Raw genomic sequence first — 18,372 nt, forward strand, 5'->3', positions numbered from 1 at the left:
GCCGGAGCGTGGGCCGCGGCGGTGCCAGGTGGCCGGGTGCGGTGGAAGGTCAGGCCGTCCGGTGCTCAGCGCCGTTCTCCGGGAGGTGTTCCTCAGCCCAGACGATCTTGCCGTCGGTCGTGTACCGGGTGCCCCAGCGGCGGGCCAGCTGCGCTACGAGGAACAGGCCGCGGCCGCCCTCGTCGGTGGTCCGTGCGTGGCGCATGCGGGGTGAGCTGCTGCTGACGTCGGAGACTTCACAGATGAGCGCATCCTGCCGGATCAGGCGCAGCCGGATGGGTCCGTTGCCGTAGCGGATGGCGTTGGTGACGAGTTCGCTGACGATCAGCTCGAAGGTGAAGATCAGACCGTCCAGTCCCCAGGCGGTGAGGCGGTCCGCGGTCAGGGTGCGGGCGTCCGCGACGACCGTCGGGTCGGACGTCAGGTCCCAGGTGGCCACCCGGTCCTCGCTGAGGGCGTGGGTGCGGGCGATGAGCAGTGCGACGTCGTCGTCGGGGCGGCCGGTGAGCACGTCGCTCAGGACGGTTCCGCAGAGGTCGTCGAGCCGCGCCCGGGGTGAGGCCAGCGCGCTGCGCAGCCGGGTGAGGCCCAGCTCCATGTCCTGGTCGCGGGTCTCTATCAGGCCGTCGGTGTACAGGGCGAGGACGCTGCTGTCGGCGAGGTCGAATTCGGCGGATTCGAAGGGCAGGGAGCCCAGGCCGAGCGGAGGCCCGGCGGGCAGGTCGGGGAAGGCCACCGAGCCGTCCGGGGCGATGACCGCGGCAGGGGGGTGGCCGGCGCGGGACATGGTGCACGTACGTGTGGCCGGGTCGTATACGGCGTACAGGCAGGTGGCGCCGAGCGCGGCGGGGGCCCCTGACGGGTCGGCGGTCTGTTCCTCGTCGATCAGACGCAGTACCAGGTCGTCGAGGTGGGCCAGCAACTCGTCCGGAGGGAGGTCCATGTCCGCCAGGGTGCGAACGGTGGTGCGAAGCCGTCCCATGGTGGCTGCGGCATCGATCCCGTGGCCCACGACGTCTCCGACGACCATGGCCACCCGGGCCCCGGACAGGGGGATCACGTCGCACCAGTCGCCGCCCGCACCATCGGAGGCATGGGCGGGCAGGTACCGCCAGGCGACGTCGAGAGTGCTGCCGCCGGTGAGACTGCGCGGGAGCAGGCTGCGCTGCAGGGCCAGCGCGGTGCTGTGCTGTCGGGTGTAGCGGCGGGCGTTGTCGATGCTCACCGCCGCGCGGGCCACGACTTCTTCCGCGAGGAGCAGGTCGTCCTGCTCGAAGGGGTCGCGCAGCTGCCAGCGGATGAATCTGACGACGCCCAGAACATCGCCGAGGGCGAGGATCGGGACGAGTATCAGGGAGCAGAGGCCGAATTCCTGGATCTTCGCGGCTCGGGCCGGGTCGGTTGCGAACCAGCTCATGGTCGAGGCACCCGGCATGGCTTCCAGGCGGGAGCGCCCGTCGAGCATGCACTGCATCTCGGGTGACTGAGGGTGGAAGTCGACGGCCTGCCCGGTCGCCGCGACCGACTCGGGGACCCCTTCGTGGATCGACTGCTGGCCCGCGCGGCGCATCTGTGGCGCATGGAGGTGAGCCCCAGGACGGGGTGCGTCGCCGCGTATCACCGATTCCATCAGGTCGACGGCGACGAAGTCGGCCAGCCGGGGCACGCTGATATCGGCCAGGGTCTGCGCGGTGTCCATGACGTCCAGGGTGCTGCCGGTCTGCGCTCCGACCTCGTTCAGCAGAGCGAGCCGCTCCCGAGCCCGCCAGCGGTCGGTGACGTCGAGGACGATGAAGGACACGCCCAGTACCCGGTTCGTGGCGCTGTGGAGCCGGAAGACGGACAGCGAGTAGGCGAGCGGCCGATGGGGGTGTGCCTTCGTCCCGCCTCGCAGCAGGTGATCGACCAGGGGCCGGCCGGTCTCGAGCACCTCCCGCGTGAGCGCCTCGATCCCCTCGGCATCCAGCCTGAGGTCCAACAGGGGCAGCACGTCCCGCAGGCGCTTGCCCAACCGCTGGTCACGGGAAAGGCCCCCGAGGCGCTCCAGAGCCTCGTTGACCCAGACGAAGCGCAGATCCCGGTCCAGCACGGCCATACCCGCCGGCGAAAGGGCGAGGATCCGCTCCAGCATGGGCGGGTTCGCATGCCACCACTCGTCGGAGGGCCCCGGGCTGCGGCCGACTGCACCTGCGCTGTCAGAGGTATCCATGGGGACTGCACCATCGTCCGTGAGAGGCAATACCGGACGTGTCCGCCGCGCTGGGCTTCCGGACGCGTCAGAGGCTCCTGCTCCAAGGATCGCACCGACCTCCGGAGCCGTCGCAGCAGCCGGGCCCGGCCCTTCCGCCGATGCGCTGGAGCCGGGGCCTGGTCGCTCGCGAAGCAGGGACGACTCCATCGAGGTGTGCTCCTGGCGGCTCCGTGCGGCACGGCGCACCCCACAGAAGGCATGTCTCGCGGCATGAGGTGACGGCCGGTCAACTCACTTGGAACGGACTTGCCCGCGCCAACTCGGTGCGGTGCTCGGTGCGTTATGGCGCGCGCGTGGTACGCCGCTCGAAAACGGCCTGGTCAATGAAGAAAGCCCCAAGGCTAAAGAGCAAAGCCCCAGGGCTGCTGACCTGGGGCTTTCGCATGGAGCGGGTGACGAGAATCGAACTCGCGCTCTGAGCTTGGGAATCACCGACGCTCGGAGCGTCGACACGGCCTCTGACCTGCGGAAACGGCCGCCTTGGTCATGGCGTTCGCCGACTTGCAGGCACCCGTGTTGACCGCTGTTCACCACCCTGAGGGGCACGCTCGGGGCACTTCCAGCTTCAAGGCTCCCCTCGTCATGACGCGTGCACCCCGACGGTGCCGTCGACACAGTCGATGGCGTACGTCTTGCTGCCGAAAGCTGCGACGGCGGTCTGAGTGAAGTCGCATGCTTCGCGTATGCGGCTCGGTTGATCTGAGCTGCTCACCGGTACCGCCAGCGGCGCTGGGACATAGAAGCGGGCTAGAAGGTGTCGACAGACTGGCTTGAATCTTCCGGCCTTCTCGCTGTGAAACAGGGACAGTGTGTGCCAGTGCGAGGCATACTCTCCCTACTGGCAACAGCGCGGGCTCCCTGCATACACCGCCCCGAGGGGCATGACTTGAGGGAGTCCACGATGGAACCGATTTCTCTGCTGGTCTTTGCGATCATTCTCATGATCGTGAAGATCAAGAGTTAATCGCGGCCAGGGGTAGGGGTCTTTCGGGGCCCCTACTTTACTTTCCGAATACGTCACTGAACCCTGACATTGCGGCGCCAACGGCGGCCACTATGGCGATGGGGATGCCGATTGCTGCGATCTTTTCTGCAGCGGATAGGTGGAACCACCATCCGCCGGGCGAAATATTGGAATTTACTTTCAGGCGTGCCCGGAGTGCCCTCCGCTTCAGTAGGGGGATGATGGCACCCGCGAGACCCAGTGCCATCAGGGTGGCGAATATTGCGTTGACAGTCGGGGCGTCTTCTCGGATCTTTTTCGCTCGGCTGAGGCATTCGGATACTGTGTCGGGCCCGTCGTCGGCCATGAGGAAGAAGGCGCCAATTATCGAGAACACGAAGATGAATCCAGCTGAAATCTTGGCCTCGTATTTAGGTGAATTTGTGACCGCCCCCCTCTGGCTGAGGAACTTTTCGATTCTCGCTGACTGGCCGTAGGCCCAGACGGCATCGGATCCCGATACGTTGTACTCGGTCCTGTCGGTGTCAATCGTTATCGAGACAACCCTTTCTCTCCCCGGGTTCTCGGCTTCCAGATTCAGGTTCGTCCACTCGTCGCCGGATTCTGCCGATTGTGACTGAACTGCGGTAACTAGGCTAGGGAGATTTTCCTCCCAGAATCGCGTATTTCCGGAGACTGTCGAGACTTTTACTGTCGGCGATTCAATTCCCTCGCATGCCATGTTGAACATGCGCTCAAGGTCGTCGCGGCCGAGCCTGCATTGGTAGAAGACCTTGCGAAGGTCGGTCTGCTGGTTGGGTGTAACTGCCATAGCAGGATGATGGCGTGAAGGAGGCAGCCTGCGCTCAGGTTTGAGTGGGTTGCCGTAGCTTAGGGGTCAAGGTGGTGGCTGAACCAGGAACGCCTTGCTCGGGTCGACGTCCGATGCGCAGGTGAGGACGGGCAGCTCGTGATCAGGCGATCCCATCATCTCCATGATCGCCCGGCCCGTCATGTGGGCTGCTTGGATCGACTGGCCGTCGGCCACGCTCGTGTAGAAGCGCGCGGCGTAGTTGATGGCATCGGTGTCGTCGATCTCATCGGTCATGCCGATCGTGAACGGGACCGTCTCGACAAGGTGCTTTCCCTGAGCCGCGGAGTGACAAGAGTTCAAAAGCACCAGCAACGGAGGCTCGTCGACCGCCTTGATGGCGCTGGAGAACGCGCGGGCGGAGACGATCGCTCCCTCGTGAGGTTCGTCGAGGTCCTGCTCGAAAACGATCAGGTCCTTGTCGCTGTGGCCGGAGAAGTGTACGACGTGGGGCCGGAACCTCGTGAGGCCGTCGAGGAGGTGCTCGATGGTCGCGGCGGGATGGACGTCCAGTTCTACGAGGTCACGGTGAAGCGACCTCTCCACCGCCGAACGGATGCGCTCTTGCTCGCGGTTCACGCGAAGGTCGCCGCCCGAGGCGGCGCCGAGCATGAGAACGCGCAGCTTCTCTTTCTTGGGTTCCCGAAGCTGTCGGATCACACTCTCGACGCGTTCCTCGGTCAGGGACAGGCGGCTGTTGGTCTTCTTCCGCTCGGCAGCCGCTTTGCGCTCGCTCTCCTTCCGCTCCCGCTCCCGCTCCGCTTGCTCTGCCTTGGCCAGCTTCACCTGGAGGTCCGCAGCCTCCTTCCCGAACCGGGCCGCCTTCCCGCTCCACGAAGCCGCATCGCGGGCGGCGGCGTTGGCCGCGTCCTCCCACGCTCCGCCTCCCGTAGCTTGCTGTTTCGAGTGGACTGGCTGGACGCCTTCGTAGCGGCGGCCTGGGCTTTCGCGGCGGCGGCTCGCTTGTCGGCCTCCTTCTTCCGGTACTCGCCGACCTTTTTGCCCGCAGCGGCCCGCGCCTTCTGCTTCTGGTCCAGCTGTTTGCGGTAGTAACTCGCGCTCATCACATGGCCTTTCGACTCACCCACTCGTACCACCACGCTAAGGGGCACCACTGACAACAGGGGCGAATGCGTTGACATAGGAGATCGGTGGGAAAAGGAACGGCGAGCTGATCCCAAGTCCTACCGCCTCCTCAAGGCGATCATGGAGACGGCGGCGGACGACGAGTTGATCCGCCGCAACCCGTGCCGGGTCCGGGGCGCGGGTAGCGAGAAGGCGAAGGAACGCTCGACGGCCACGGTCGACCAGGTCGACGCTCTCGCCGAGGCCATCGGGATCCGCTGGCGGCTGATGGTGTGCCTCGGCGCCTACGGCCCCATGCGCCCGGAGGAACTGGCGGCCCTTCGCCGGACCTCGGTCACTTTCGACCCGCTCGCGGTGCGGGTCACCGAGGCCGCTCCGGAGCTGAACACGGGCCGCCGAGCCGAGGGCGACACGAAGTTCTCCGCAGGTGTGCGCACCATCCACCTGCCGCCCTTCCTCTTCATGGAAGTGAAGCGGCACCTGGACTGGTTCGCGGAGAAGGAGCCCGACGGCCTGCTGTTCGTGAGGGAGAGGGGAGCGCCGTTCCGGCGGACCACCTTCGGCCGGAAGTGGGCGAAGGCGCGCGCGGCCGTCGGCCTGCCGAAGGGCTTCCGCTTCTACGACCTCCGGCACACCGGCCACACTCTCTCCACCCAGTCTGGCGCCACGCTCAAGGACACGATGGTCCGCGCCGGCCAGTCCTCGGAGAAGGCCGCGATGATCTACCAGCACTCCGACGACGCCCGCCAGCAGGAGGTCGCCGGAGGGATCGACGAGCGGGTCCGTGAGCTGCGCGGACGTGCGACGGGCATTGAGTTCGACTGAGATCCTCCACGACGTCCCCGGTCGGACGGTTCACGACCAGCTCTGACCGGGGACGGTCGGACTCTGATAGTCGACTGACCAGCAGCGCTTCTTGATTTCCTCCCTCGAGTGAGGGAGGATTTCCGGAAATCGCACTCTGTGGTCAGGGGCTGAATATGGCAGTCATGCACGTAGAGGACTCGCGCGGTCAGAATCGTCTCGCCGACCTGGGGCTCTCGACCGAAACCATCGAGAACGTGCTGCGGCGCGCCGAGGCGGAACGCAACTTCTGTACGCCCCTCGACCCTGTCTCGCTCCCGGGCAACATCTTCTGGGGCAGGACCATCCGTTTCCTGCGTGAGGCGTACATCCCTGACGGGTGGCGCAGTGTGAGCCCTCAGAATGTCCCGCTCCTGCTGTCGCCGGGGGAGGACTTCGCCATCACCGCCTCCAGCGGCAACAAGGCCACTGGCTACGCCGCGCTCACCCCTGCCACCCGCTACTCGAAGGGCACGGCGGTCATCCGCCGGGTTGAGACCAACCGGCAGCTGGTGTTCCCTGGCTATGAGGCTGAAGCCGAGTCCCAGGGAGTTGCAGAGGGAATCCCGACCTGGTTCCTCCTGTACCAGCACGTGAACACCCTGACGGGCACGAGGCTCTATTACGAGCTGTCGCTGCCGACCAACCCGGGGAGTCGTGGCAAGATCGACAGCTGGCACGAGCGGATCATCTTCCCCTACATCGACTTCGAGGGCTTCAACCCGTTCCCGAACGGCGACGACGGCGAAGGCGGCATCGACATCCCGATCGAGCGTCTGGGCTGATCGTCCACCCCACCACCCATTGGCACTCCCATGACCACCGCATCCCGGCTCGTCCTGGCGCGCAAGCGCCGCGGGCTCACCGTCACCCGTCTCGCCCAGATGGTCGGACTCACCGCTCGCCGGTTGTCCGACTATGAGAACGGCCGGGCCTACCCTCCCCCGGCCTCCCTGGCCAGCCTTGCTGAGGCTCTGGAGTTCCCGGAGTCCTTCTTCGTCGCTGAAGAGGTTGCCGACCTGCCTGTCGAGTCGGTCAGCTTCAGGGCGCTGAGCAAGATGACGGCCTCACAACGGGACATCGCCCTAAGCAGTGGTCGTCTCGCTCGCATCTTGCAGGACTGGATCCGGGCTCGCTTCAAGCTGCCGGCGCCAGACCTTCCGTCCTTGACGTCGTTCAGTCGTCTCGGCAGCGACAACGAACCGGTGTTTCCAGGCGAGGCTGGCGCCGAGAACTGTCCTGCCGAGCGCGCGGCCGAGCTGGTTCGCACGCGATGGGGATTGGGAGTCACCCCGATCCCCAACATGGTTCACCTGCTCGAAGCGCATGGCGTACGCGTGTTCTCTCTGTCCAGGGACTGCCCGGAAGTGGACGCCTTTTCCTTCTGGGACCGCGGCATCCCGTTCGGGCTGCTGAACACAGATAAGACTGCCGAGCGCGGACGTTTCGACGCCGCGCACGAGCTTGGGCACCTGGTTCTGCATGGTGAGGAGCAGGTCCCCCATGGGCCCCAGGCCGAAGGGGAGGCGCACCGCTTCGCTGCCGCCCTGCTTATGCCGGCCGCGGACGTCTTGGCACACGCCCCTCGCAATCCGAGCACCAGCTGGATACTGCAGGCCAAACGCCGCTGGAAAGTCGCCGCCATGGCACTCGCTCACCGCCTGCACGAACTCAACCTCACCACCGAATGGCAGTACCGCACGCACTGCGTCGAGCTCAGTCGTATGGGCTACCGGAAGTCGGAACCCCAGAGCACACTCACGCGCGAGACCTCCCAGGTGCTGGGCAAGGTCTTCGCTGCCCTCCGAGCGGAAGGCACGTCACTTTCGGAAGTCGCCCGCGATCTCGATCTGCGAGCCGTGGACCTCAGCGACTTGATCTTCGGTCTGGTGGTCATGGCCCAGGAGGGTGGGCGCGGTGGTGCCCGTAGTGCGGCCGCCTCCCGTAGGCCGCAACTCTCTGTCGTGCGTTGACACTCGCATTTGCGTCTGCGGAGGAACGTTCCCTCGCACTGAAGTGGCGCGGATCGCAAGGTTCTCCACGCAGAACTTGAGGCGGGGCTGTCCCCGCACCACCAAGGTGTGCGGGGACAGCGCCATCGACATGGCACGTACTGCGGCCGTGCTCCAGGATCGTCCAGGTCAGAGGCGGGTCTCGGTGATAAGCCGCACGAGCTCGACGGCGGACGGGCGTGCGTCGGGAGGTGCGGCCATTGCAGCTCGTACTGCTCCCGAACCACCGTCCGCTGCACGGGAAGCGTGAAGGCCGGAGGTCGGGACGCCGATTTCCTTCCCGGCCTCCGGCCTGATGGTCGCTACAGCCCGTACGCACGGAGGTAAGGCTGCTTGGCGTCGGTGGCACGGAGGAAGTGCGGCTCTTTCTTGGGTCTGCCACCGGCCGTACGGCAGGCCACCCCAATGGCGGCGTCGCAGTCGCGGCACTCCCAATCGAGGGCTTCGGCGACCCCCTGCGCCTTGATTTCGGCGAGCACCTTTCGGCGCTGATCCCACCAGGCTTCCCGCTCCGGCCCTGTCGCCGGCGGTTCCGACTCTTGCTGTCGACGGAAGGCATGCTGGCGTTCGGGATCGGCGAGGGGGCCTGACAGCACCTTGGTGACGACAGTTGTCTGGGCCGCTCGTTCACCCGCCTCCAGTTCCGCCTCTAGCGCATCGACCCGCTGACGCAGATGCTCCTCGAAGTCGGCAAGCGTCGCCTCCGGGTGCGTTCCGGAGTAGTTCAGCGTCTCCACATAGAAGGAGCGCAGGACGCTGAGTGTGCGCTGAGCCCTGTGGTTCGTGAATTGGCGCATCGCGGTACTGGAAATCCTCTCGTCCGATGCTCTCAGGGAAATGGCCTCATAGGTGAGGGGCGAACGCGGTCTCCAGGCGCTCGACGGCTTCACTGTGGGCGCTTAGATGTGGCTGCATCACCCATACGCCCTCACGGAACGGCTCGAAGCCCAAGGAACGCCAAGTGCGTTGGACTACGGCCATTTCCCGTGCCTCCCGCGCCATGTCATCGCGCTCGGGGACCGGGACGTCGATCGGGTACGGATGTGTCGCCACGAGCGCCGCTTGGCCGGCCACCCAGCGGAGCAGGTGGCTGATCAGCAGCCGGCCGACCCCGCCCAGCCCACGCCAAGCCAGCGCGATCCGCACTCGGTTGATGATGACGACCTGGTCACCGCTCACCAGGCACTCCTCCAGATCGGAGTGCAGGCCGAGATCCCCCGACTTGTCGAAGAGCGGTGCGAAGTGCTCGTAGTCGGCGTCGCGCGAGTCCAGCGACTCGTAGATGTTCACGATGCGCCACAGGTCCAGCGTCAGGCCGGACATAGCGAGGATCGTCACCTCCTGGCGCTCACCCTGGGACGACTGGGCCAGCGATACGCCAGGGGCCAGGAGCCGCGCGTTGTCGGCCTCGGCCTCGTCGTCGTCCGGCTCCCACAGGGGCAGGACGGCGCGGCAGCGCCATTCCAGTGTTGCGGGATCGTCGTGGGCATCGGATGCGACCAGGGAAGCGGACGAGTCGAAACGTAACTCCAGACGGTTCAGATGCGTCAGGAGGTCCGCCCCGGAGCGTGCGGCGTCGGTCATGAGGCCACACGCTAGCCACGCGGTCGGCCGCGTATGGGGCGATTCCCAAGACAAGCGGCGATCCTCTCGGCAGGCACTCTGGCGCAGGCGGTGCGAGATGGTGCGCCGCGTGCCCTCCGAGCAGGGCATTCGTGCGAGATGAGGCACGTGGAGGGCACGACAGCCTCCGAGAGGTCTAGACAACGATGAACCCCCAGGTCGATGACCTGGGGGTTCATGGAAGAGCGGGTGACGAGAATCGAACTCGCGCTCTGAGCTTGGGAAGCTCATGTTCTACCATTAAACTACACCCGCGAAAGATCGCCGTTACGGCGTCTCACCGTTGCACACTGTACCCCATCGCTGGCCCGTGGTGTATCCGTCCATCCGTCGTGAGCACCGTGGTTGACCTGATGCGTCGTGGGGTCTCCCGTCCGTCCGGACTCGTGACCGGGTGCGCGCGTCCCTCCGCAAGGCGCGTCGGGGTGGCTGTCCCGGGGGTGTCGAGCCGGAGTGTGCGGCGGGTTGTACGGTGCCTGTTCGGGCCCGCGTCCGGAGCGTCTTCCGATCCGTCTCCGGGTGTCCCGGGTCCGCCTGTGAGCCGCGTTCCGATCCGCCGCCCGGGCTCGCGCCGGGGCTTGTGTCGGCCCGTCTCGCGCCCGTCTCGGGTCCGCCTCCGGAGCGTCTCCGGAGCGAGACTGTGGGGCACCCGTGGGGCGCCCGTGGGGCGCCCGTGGGGCGCCCGTGGGGCGCCCGTGGGGCGCCCGTGGGGCACCCCGCGGGGCGCCCGCGGGGTGTCTTGTCGGGGGCTGCCGGGGTGTCTGTCGGGGCCTCTGTCGGGGTGTGTTCCGGCAGGGTCCGGAGTGTCGTGGCAGGCCCGCGTCGAGGGTGTTCCGGCGTTGTCGCCCGGACGGGGATGCGGGTGTGGGGTATGGCAGTTGAGGCGTACCGTGGGGGCCGGAGTGCCGCGTGCGGAGGCGTCCGGACCATCCCCTAATGTGGCTTTTGTCTTGCACGTTCTTTGGGGAAGGGACTCGATGGAGCGCACCGTCGTTCGTTGTGCCGAAGGGCACGTTTTCAGCACCGCGTCGTTCCCGCTGCAGAACCTCGGTACCGACCGGCTCGGCCCCGGACGGCTTCTGCGCTGTCCCCGGTGCGCCCGGTTGCGTCACTCGGTGCCGGTACCGGTCGCCGTGCCGGCGCCGGCCGCCGCGGCCGGCCCGGAGTGGCGCCGCGCCTGACAGCCGGCAGCCGCCCCGGGGCGCGGTCCCGTCGGCCGGCCGCACATCAGCCGGCCGCAGGGGGCGGCAGGGGCGGGACGACCGCTCGTAGCGATAAGGCGCTCGTAGCGATAGCTCGTAGCGATAAGGGGTGGGCCCGGTCCGATTGGGCCGGGCCCAGCCCGTCCGCGTACCCTTCGACCCGTGCTTCTCTCTGACAAGGACATCCGGACCGAGATCGACGCCGGCCGGGTCCGGATCGATCCTTACGACCCCGACATGGTGCAGCCGTCCAGCATCGACGTACGGCTGGACCGCTTCTTCCGGGTGTTCGAGAACCACCGGTACCCCCACATCGACCCCGCCACGGAGCAGAGCGACCTCACCCGGCTCGTGGAGCCCGAGGGGGACGAGGCCTTCATCCTGCACCCCGGCGAGTTCGTGCTGGCCTCCACCTATGAGGTCATCACGCTTCCCGACGACATCGCGTCGCGGCTGGAGGGCAAGTCCAGCCTGGGCCGGCTCGGCCTGCTGACGCACTCCACCGCCGGGTTCATCGACCCCGGCTTCTCCGGCCACGTGACGCTGGAGCTGTCGAACGTCGCCACGCTGCCGATCAAGCTGTGGCCGGGCATGAAGATCGGGCAGCTGTGCATGTTCCGGCTGACCTCGCCCGCCGAGCACCCCTACGGCTCGGCGAAGTACCAGTCCCGGTACCAGGGGCAGCGGGGGCCCACGCCCTCCCGCTCCTTCAAGAATTTCCACCGCACGCAGGTCTGAGACAGGGAAGAGACGGGGCGGAACGACGTGAGTGACGAGCGGGAGAATCTGACCTACCCCCTCTTCGGGCAGGCGATACGCGAGCTGGCCCAGACCGTGGCCGACGACGGGTACGAGCCGGACATCATCCTCTCCATCGCGCGCGGCGGCCTCTTCGTCGCCGGTGGTCTCGGCTACGCGCTGGACGTGAAGAACCTGCACGTCATGAACGTGGAGTTCTACACCGGTGTCGGCACCACCCTCGACCTGCCCGTGATGCTGCCGCCCGTGCCGAACGTGGTGGACCTCAGCGAGAAGAAGGTGCTCGTCGCGGACGACGTCGCCGACACCGGCAAGACGCTCAAGCTGGTGCACGACTTCTGCGCCGGGCACGTCGCGGACGTGCGGTGCGCGGTGATCTACGAGAAGCCGCAGTCGCTGGTGAAGTGCGAGTACGTCTGGAAGAAGACCGATCAGTGGATCAATTTCCCCTGGTCGGTCGAGCCGCCCGTCGTCCGCCGCGAGGGCCAGATCCTGGACGCCTGAGCCGGATCCCGGACGCCCGCGGGCGTCCGGACGGCGCGCAGGAAAGCCACCGCGCAAGGGGGCACAGGAAAGCCGCAGCGCAAGGGAAGAGCCCGGGCCGGGCCTGTTCTCACAGGTTCCGGCACCGGGCTTGTGTGCTCTGTGCGGGCCGCTGCCCCGCTCCTGCCGGCCCCGCTCCTTGCTGCTCCGCTCCCGCCGCCCCGCCGCTGCCGTCCCGGCGGCAGCGGCCGTGCGGAGTGCGTCCTACAGCGTGCCCAGCTTGATCAGTGCCAGCAGCGCGACCAGCTGGATCGCGGAGGCGCCCAGCGCCTTCGGCCACGGCAGGTCGTGCGACTTGCTCACCATCGCGGTGAACAGCGCGCCCGCGGCGACCCAGGTCGCCCAGCCCAGGACCTGCACCAGCGAGCTGTCGCCGCCGAGGAACATCGCGAAGAGCAGCCGGGGCGTGTCGGTCAGCGCCATGATCAGCATCGACAGGCCGATGGTGGGCTGCCAGGCGCCGTCGCCGCCCAGCTGACGGGCGAGGGTGTGCGTGACCGCGCCGAGCAGCAGACCACTGATCACCACGGCGATGCCGGTGCTGACCACCCACGGGATGCTGTTGGAGAGTGTGGCGTTCAGCACGTCCTCGCGGGCCTGGTCGAAGCCGAACACGGCGACCAGGCCGTACACGAAGGTGACGATGAGCGCGGGGCCCCAGACCGGGTAGTCGCGCATCTGGAAGAACGTGGCGCCCGGCCGCAGCACGATCCCGCTCAGCAGCTCCTTCCAGGGCAGGCGCGGGCCCGCCACCGGGGCGCCGGACCCGCCGGCGCGGTAGGTGCTGCCCTGCGGGCCGTCGTCGTACGGGGCGTAGCCCTGGTCCGGGCCGTAGGCGTCCGGGCTCTCGCCGATGCTGAACGCCTGGGTGTGCCCGGGGTTGTTGGCATGAGCATCCGGTCCCGGGCCGCCCTGGCCCTGGTACGGCGCGTAGCCCTGGTCCGGGCCGCCGAAGTACTCCGGCTCGTCACGGGACGCGCCGCCGGGGCCGGGGCGGGGGCCGTGCCCGCCGCCCGGGCCGGGGCCGTATCCGCCGCTCGGGCCGGGGCCCGGCGCGTAGGCGTTCGGACCTCCCGGTCCGACGCCCTGCCACTGCTGCCCGGCGTGCGGCGGCACGGGCTGACCGCCGTACGGCTGCCCGCCGTTCCCGTACGGTTGCTGCTGCCCCTGTTGACCCTGCCGCGCCGAGCGGGAGTCCCGTCCGCGTCCCATCCTGAATCCAGCCACCCTTCGAACGTACCTGCTTGTGCAGACGTGCATGCCGCGCTCATGGGTTCAGTCCGGGGTTTGCTGCCGAGCTGTGACATCCCCTACGGGCTCCCCCGAGGGGTGCTCCCGCGGCTCCGGGGCGGGGTGCGGCTCCGCCTCGGCGCGCCCCGGAGCCGCCCGAGGGCTCAGTTCGGGAACCCCGAGCCCATGCCGGTGAGGAGGTACGAACCGGCGGCGGAGGGGCCGGACGCGGTGCCCGGCAGGACGTATCCCACATCGTCGCCCGGGGCGCTGACGGTCAGTTCGGCCCGGCCGTCACGGTTCAGGTCCCGCAGCCGCACGTTGTTGCCGAAGGTGTCGTCCGCCGCGGGAGTGCCCACGATCCCGGGGGAGTTCTCGGCGAACCAGCTCGAACGGGTGCCCTTCAGGCCGCCGGAGCCGCCGCGGAAGACGGTGACCCCGCCCGCCCACTCCTCGGAGCCCACGGATTCGCCCGGGACGCCGACGGCGAGGTCCGCGTAGCCGTCGCCATTGGTGTCCCCCGCGCTCAGGGCGTCGCCGAAGCGGTCCTCACGTTCCCGGGCGCCGGTGACACCTGCGGTGCCCTGGGTGAGCCGGACGGTGCGGCGGCTGGTGCTCGGTCCGCCCGAGGCGCCGTACCAGAGGGTCACGGAGCCCTTGCCGGCGTCCTCGTCGGGGTCGCCCAGGGCGATGTCGCCGTAGCCGTCCCGGTCGAAGTCGCCGATCGCGGCGTTCGGGCCCCGGTCGATCGCCCGACGGGCGTCGATGGTCTTCTTGCGGCCCGGGGCGAGTCCGGCGGCGGAACCCTTGAAGAACCACGCCTGGGTGCGGTTCGTGCGAAAGCGGACGCCGAGGACGACCAGGTCGGTCCGGCGGTCGGCGGTGACCTTGCCGGCGGCCAGGGAGCCGGGGGCGAAGTCGCTGCTGCCGATCTCGCTGACCCGCCCGGCGCGGCCGGACCGGGTGAACGGACCGCGGTGCAGCCAGGTGTCCACGCCGCCGATGGCCGCGATGTCGGGGGAGCCGTCGCCGTTGAAGTCACCGGTCGCGAGATCGGTGCCGAAGCCGTACGGGGTGTCCGTCCGGTCGCGGAGGGTGGTGCCGCCGGACAGGCCGCGGGCGCTGCCCCAGACGATGACGACGGATCCCTTGCCCCGGTTCTCGGCGGGATTGCCGACGACGAGGTCGGCGTAACCGTCCTTGTTCAGGTCGGCGTTGGCAAGCTCTTGGCCGAACGAGTCGTCCTCCTCACCCGATCCGGGGATGCCGGGGCTGTCCTGGTGGATCAGCTGGTGCCTGCTGTCGTCCAGGCGGCCCGAGGCGGTGCCGTAGACCACGACGACGGCTCCGCCGCTGAAGCCTTCCGTCGTGCTGCCGGTCAGGTCGTAGGAGTAGGCCAGGTCGCGGTGGCCGTCGCCGTTGAAGTCGTCGTAGTGCTTGGCCGGGGCCGCGGAGGCCGGGGCGGCCAGGGGGAGCGCCGGGGCGAGCATCAGGGTGACTGCGAGCGCGGCGGTGCGTAAGCGCGGGAGCATGAGGTCCTCGGGGGTCGTAGGTCGGTGACGGAGTTGTACGGGGTGGTGCGGGCGCGGACGGGCCGTCGGCCTCGCGTCAGCCGGAGTCTCAGCGGGAGTCTCGGCCGGAGCCTCAGCCGGAGATGACGCTCTCGTACCGGGGCAGGCCGGCGGGGACCGGGCTCAGGTCCAGCGGGGAGCGCAGCAGGGCGCCCGCGCCCGCCGTGGTGACCGATGTGCCGTCGGAGAGCAGGGTCACCAGTGAACCGACGCCGTCGTCCGCGGAGTCGGCGCCGATGGTCAGGTCGGCCCGCCCGTCCCCCGTCAGGTCGGAGAGGACGACCGTGCCGCCGAACACCTCCGGGAGGTCGCGGGAGCCGGGGACGCCCGGGGTGCCCGGGTGGAAGGACTGCACGTGGCCGGTGTTCAGGCCCGTGGAGGAGCCGTAGACGACGGTGACGGAGCCGGTGCCGGCGGTCGCGGGCAGCCTCTCGTGCGGGGTGCCGACGGCCAGGTCCTGGAAGCCGTCGCCGTTGATGTCACCGAGGGTCACGGCGTGGCCGAACCCGTCGCCGGCCTCGGAGCCGCCCGGAACGGCGCCGGACTCCTGGGTGATGGTGTCCCGTCGGCGGGTGGGGCCGAAGGGGGAGCCGTAGACGACGTCGACCCTGCCGCCCCGGGCACCGGTGCCCTCGGGCCGTCCGCCGACGAGGTCGCCGTAGGTGTCGCCGTTGACGTCGCCGATCGCCGTGAACGCCCCGGCGGGGAGCTGCTTCGCCCGGGACGCGTCCGGGCCCGAAGCGCTGCCGGGCAGAAAGGAGTTGGCGTGGCGGGCGTGGTCGCCCGCGGCGCCCGATGTGCCGCCCACGACCAGGTCGGTGCGCTCGTCGGCGGTCACCTCGCCCGCGGTGAGCCGGACGATGCCGCGGCCCGTGCCGCCCCGCACCGGGGTCCGGACGGCCTGCCGGGCGCCCGCGGTGCCGGTCCGTGCGATGCCGCGCTTGAAGATCTGCAGCGTGGACGAGGCCGTCCCCACCGCGAGATCGGTCCGCCGGTCGCCGTCGAAATCCCCGGCGGCCAGGGCCTGTCCGAAGCGGCTCTGCGCCGTCGGGGTGGGGCCGGCGAGGGTCGTGCCACCGGTGAGGCCCGCCGCCGAGCCCCAGAGGATCTGCACGGCGCCGACGGCCCGGACTCCGGAACGGCCCTGGGAACGTTCGCCGGGGCCGCCACCGGAACCGTCCCCGGGGCCGCCACCGGAGCTGTCCTCGGAGCGGCCACCGGAACCGTCCCCGGAGCGGTCCCGGGACCGGCCCTCTGCCGTGTCCTCGGACCGGCCTCCCGACGCGGCTTCGTGGGGCACGCCCACGGCCAGGTCGGCGTAGCCGTCGTTGTCGAAGTCGCCCACGGCCGTGGCGTGGCCGAAGCGCTCGCCCCGCTCCGCGGTGCCCGGTACGCCGGGGGTGTTCCGGCTGACCGTGGCGCGGCGGGCGGGCCCGGCGCCGGAGGGCGACCCGTAGAGCACGGTGACCGCGCCCGCGTTCCGCCGGCCGGCGACGGTGGCGTCCGGCGTGGGGACGGCGAGGTCCCGGAAACCGTCCCGGTCGAAGTCGGCCTCGGCGGCGCTGCCTTCCGCGCCCGGGGAGGCGGTCGCGGGGGTGCCGGCGAGGGACAGCAGCCCGCCGGTCAGCGTCGCGGCCACCGCTGCGGCCAGGACGGTACGGAAACGCTGGTGCACGCGGAGATCTCCTGTGCCTGCGGGGGATGCGCTGTGGCATCCGCAGAGGGGTGGCGTGCCGGCCCGCCGTGCGGTTCCCGGCGGACGGGCTCGGGCCGCACGACGGTCGGCGATCACAAGACCTCGCTCAACGGCCAAGGGTTGTACGGAAAGTGAGACTTTTTGCTCGTGGTGTGTCTGAACTGCGCTCGTGGGCAGGGGCGTTGCCCGCCTTCGGAAGCCTTCGGAAGCCTTCCGCGGTCTCCCGAAGCGCCTTCCGCACGCACTCGCCGCACGCCCCTGGCCCGCACCTCTGCCCGCCACCGCCCGCACGCCCCCTCCACACGTGCCTGCCACGACAGGGCCGCCGTCGCCCCACGGGGCCCGGCGGCAAGACGCCGGTGAGTGGGCTTCGTCGCAGGCCGGAGCGGGGGTGATGCCGTCGGGCAGGCGAGTGGGTGCGGGGCGTCGGGCAGGCGAGCGGGTGCGGGGCCGGGCGGGACGGCTCGGCGGGGGTCAGCGCACCCCGGCGCCCGGGGTGTACTGCGGCCAGGCGTGCTGGTTGGGCAGATAGGCGAGCATCTCGTCCGGGATGGTGGACGGGGCCTCCCAGCCGGAGGCCGGCAGCGGCCCGCCATACGGGTCGTAGCCGAGCGTCGTCGTGCCGGAGTCCCGCCGGTGCCGGCCGGCCCGGTCCTCGGGGGCCGGGCAGGGGAGCGGCTGCCCGGTGAGGCGCCCCTCGGCGGAGAGCTGCTGGACCCGGGCGACCAGCCGCGCCAGGTCGAGGCCGAACTCGTCGGCCAGGACGCTCAGGTCGATCCCGGACTGCCAGCTGTCGATGAGGACGACGTCCATCGCCGAGGTCCACGCCGTCTCCCGGGCCATCGGGTTCTCGAGGCCGGTCGGCATCGGCATCTCGGGGCCGGTCTGCGCGACGTCGAAGTACTGCGGGGCCGGCTGGTGGAGGTACTGCTGCTGCGCCGTGTGCGGGGCGGCGTGCTGCGGGACGTGCGGCTGCTGCGGAACGTAACCCTGCTGGGCCGGGGCCGCCTGGACGGGCGGGGCCGGGGCCTGCTGGACCGGCGGGGGCTCGGGCAGCGGCTCCTCCTCCGGCTCCGCGGCCGGCGGGGTCGCGCCGAGGACGTTCTCGGCCACCCGGCGGGCGTCGTCCTTGCCCACGGTGCGCCGGGCGACGCGCACCTCGCGCTCGCTCAGCCCGAGCAGGTCGGCGACGGAGCCGTCGCTGCCCACGGTGACCGCGAACGCGGCCAGCAGGCGTGACCGGTGCGCCTGCGTCTCGTCCAGGGCGCTCTGCGCCGACTTCACGTGCTCGTCGCTGAGGCAGAAGGCCTCCGCCAGCACCGTATTCCGGTTCCACAACTGCCGGGGGTCCATGTCGCGTCCAACGCCCCAGCCGCACCTGGGGAATCGTTCCTGGGGCAGGCTGCACCCGAACAGCGGATTCTTCGCACCTATACCAAGAGCGGTTAGTAGGCCGTTCGGGGCGGGGTGCGGCGGCGTACGGCGGGGGCGGCGGGGAGCAGCGGGGAACGGCGGGGAGCCGCCGGTGCCGGTTCCCCGGCCGTCCGGCGGCGCCCCCCCTCGGGAAGCAGGCCGCCGGGCTCGCCGCCCGCGGCGTCCCCTCGGGAAGTCCTCGGACGCCGGGCCCGTCACCCGCTCGCGCCCCCTCGGGCCGCCCGAGGCCGCCGGGCCCAGCCACTCGCCGCGCCCCCTCGGGCCGCCCGAGCCCGCCGGACCCGCCGCGCCCCCCGCGTCCCCGCCGT

Annotated in this window: 14 protein-coding genes, 1 tRNA gene and 1 pseudogene; 6 read left to right on the forward strand and 10 right to left on the reverse strand. The window is 69.7% G+C overall.

Annotated elements, in window-relative coordinates; genetic code table 11:
- Positions 1-49: 49 nt before the first annotated feature.
- The 3 genes from ABT112_RS07910 to ABT112_RS07920 form a co-directional block, all read right to left on the reverse strand.
- Positions 50-2,209: a SpoIIE family protein phosphatase gene (locus ABT112_RS07910; protein WP_351506759.1), complete on the reverse strand. Its 2,160-nt coding sequence runs from the start codon at positions 2,207-2,209 to the stop codon at positions 50-52.
- 1,043 nt (positions 2,210-3,252) lie between these two features.
- Positions 3,253-4,026 carry a hypothetical protein gene (locus tag ABT112_RS07915; RefSeq protein ID WP_351506761.1) on the reverse strand — a complete coding sequence of 258 codons (774 nt, stop codon included), beginning with the start codon at positions 4,024-4,026 and terminating at the stop codon, positions 3,253-3,255.
- A gap of 66 nt (positions 4,027-4,092) precedes the next feature.
- Positions 4,093-4,851, reverse strand: a complete 759-nt coding sequence (locus ABT112_RS07920) for a CHAT domain-containing protein (RefSeq protein ID WP_351506762.1) — start codon at positions 4,849-4,851, stop codon at positions 4,093-4,095.
- A 393-nt stretch (positions 4,852-5,244) separates the two neighbouring features.
- Between ABT112_RS07920 and ABT112_RS07925 the strand changes: the two are divergent.
- From ABT112_RS07925 to ABT112_RS07935, 3 genes and pseudogenes are all read left to right on the forward strand, one after another.
- Positions 5,245-5,976, forward strand: a pseudogene (locus tag ABT112_RS07925) (tyrosine-type recombinase/integrase); the annotation flags it as partial.
- A gap of 155 nt (positions 5,977-6,131) precedes the next feature.
- Positions 6,132-6,779 carry a hypothetical protein gene (locus tag ABT112_RS07930; RefSeq protein WP_351506763.1) on the forward strand — a complete coding sequence of 216 codons (648 nt, stop codon included), beginning with the start codon at positions 6,132-6,134 and terminating at the stop codon, positions 6,777-6,779.
- Positions 6,780-6,809: 30 nt separating this feature from the next.
- A complete protein-coding gene (locus ABT112_RS07935) occupies positions 6,810-7,967 on the forward strand; it encodes a helix-turn-helix domain-containing protein (protein WP_351506765.1) in 1,158 nt (385 codons plus the stop codon).
- A 341-nt stretch (positions 7,968-8,308) separates the two neighbouring features.
- Here ABT112_RS07935 and ABT112_RS07940 read toward each other — a convergent pair whose 3' ends face one another.
- The 3 genes from ABT112_RS07940 to ABT112_RS07950 form a co-directional block, all read right to left on the reverse strand.
- The gene (locus ABT112_RS07940) at positions 8,309-8,803 is read right to left on the reverse strand and encodes a zinc finger domain-containing protein (RefSeq protein WP_351506767.1); all 495 of its coding nucleotides are present in this window, start codon (positions 8,801-8,803) and stop codon (positions 8,309-8,311) included.
- 46 nt (positions 8,804-8,849) lie between these two features.
- Positions 8,850-9,590, reverse strand: coding sequence for a hypothetical protein (locus ABT112_RS07945; RefSeq protein ID WP_351506769.1), 741 nt, complete (start codon positions 9,588-9,590; stop codon positions 8,850-8,852).
- A 223-nt stretch (positions 9,591-9,813) separates the two neighbouring features.
- Positions 9,814-9,884, reverse strand: a tRNA-Gly gene (locus ABT112_RS07950).
- 722 nt (positions 9,885-10,606) lie between these two features.
- On the opposite strand from ABT112_RS07950, the gene ABT112_RS07955 reads away from it, so the two are divergent.
- The 3 genes from ABT112_RS07955 to ABT112_RS07965 all read left to right on the forward strand — a co-directional run bounded on the left by ABT112_RS07955 (position 10,607) and on the right by ABT112_RS07965 (position 12,094).
- Positions 10,607-10,810, forward strand: a complete 204-nt coding sequence (locus ABT112_RS07955; protein WP_351506771.1) for a hypothetical protein — start codon at positions 10,607-10,609, stop codon at positions 10,808-10,810.
- 183 nt (positions 10,811-10,993) lie between these two features.
- Positions 10,994-11,569 (forward strand): dCTP deaminase, encoded by a 576-nt coding sequence (dcd, locus tag ABT112_RS07960; protein WP_351506772.1) that lies wholly within the window; start codon positions 10,994-10,996, stop codon positions 11,567-11,569.
- A 27-nt stretch (positions 11,570-11,596) separates the two neighbouring features.
- A complete protein-coding gene (locus tag ABT112_RS07965) occupies positions 11,597-12,094 on the forward strand; it encodes a phosphoribosyltransferase (protein WP_351506773.1) in 498 nt (165 codons plus the stop codon).
- A 243-nt stretch (positions 12,095-12,337) separates the two neighbouring features.
- Here the strand turns inward: ABT112_RS07965 and ABT112_RS07970 are convergent, their stop codons facing one another.
- The 4 genes from ABT112_RS07970 to ABT112_RS07985 form a co-directional block, all read right to left on the reverse strand.
- Positions 12,338-13,360: a Yip1 family protein gene (locus tag ABT112_RS07970; RefSeq protein ID WP_351506775.1), complete on the reverse strand. Its 1,023-nt coding sequence runs from the start codon at positions 13,358-13,360 to the stop codon at positions 12,338-12,340.
- 167 nt (positions 13,361-13,527) lie between these two features.
- Positions 13,528-14,895, reverse strand: coding sequence for an FG-GAP-like repeat-containing protein (locus ABT112_RS07975; RefSeq protein ID WP_351506777.1), 1,368 nt, complete (start codon positions 14,893-14,895; stop codon positions 13,528-13,530).
- A 112-nt stretch (positions 14,896-15,007) separates the two neighbouring features.
- On the reverse strand, positions 15,008-16,609 hold the full coding sequence (locus ABT112_RS07980; RefSeq protein ID WP_351506779.1) for an FG-GAP and VCBS repeat-containing protein: 1,602 nt from the start codon (positions 16,607-16,609) through the stop codon (positions 15,008-15,010).
- 495 nt (positions 16,610-17,104) lie between these two features.
- Positions 17,105-17,983, reverse strand: coding sequence for a hypothetical protein (locus tag ABT112_RS07985; RefSeq protein WP_351506781.1), 879 nt, complete (start codon positions 17,981-17,983; stop codon positions 17,105-17,107).
- Positions 17,984-18,372 lie beyond the last annotated feature (389 nt).

Origin of the sequence: Streptomyces sp. NPDC002055 (assembly GCF_040296705.1) — a bacterium.
Lineage (GTDB): Bacteria > Actinomycetota > Actinomycetes > Streptomycetales > Streptomycetaceae > Streptomyces.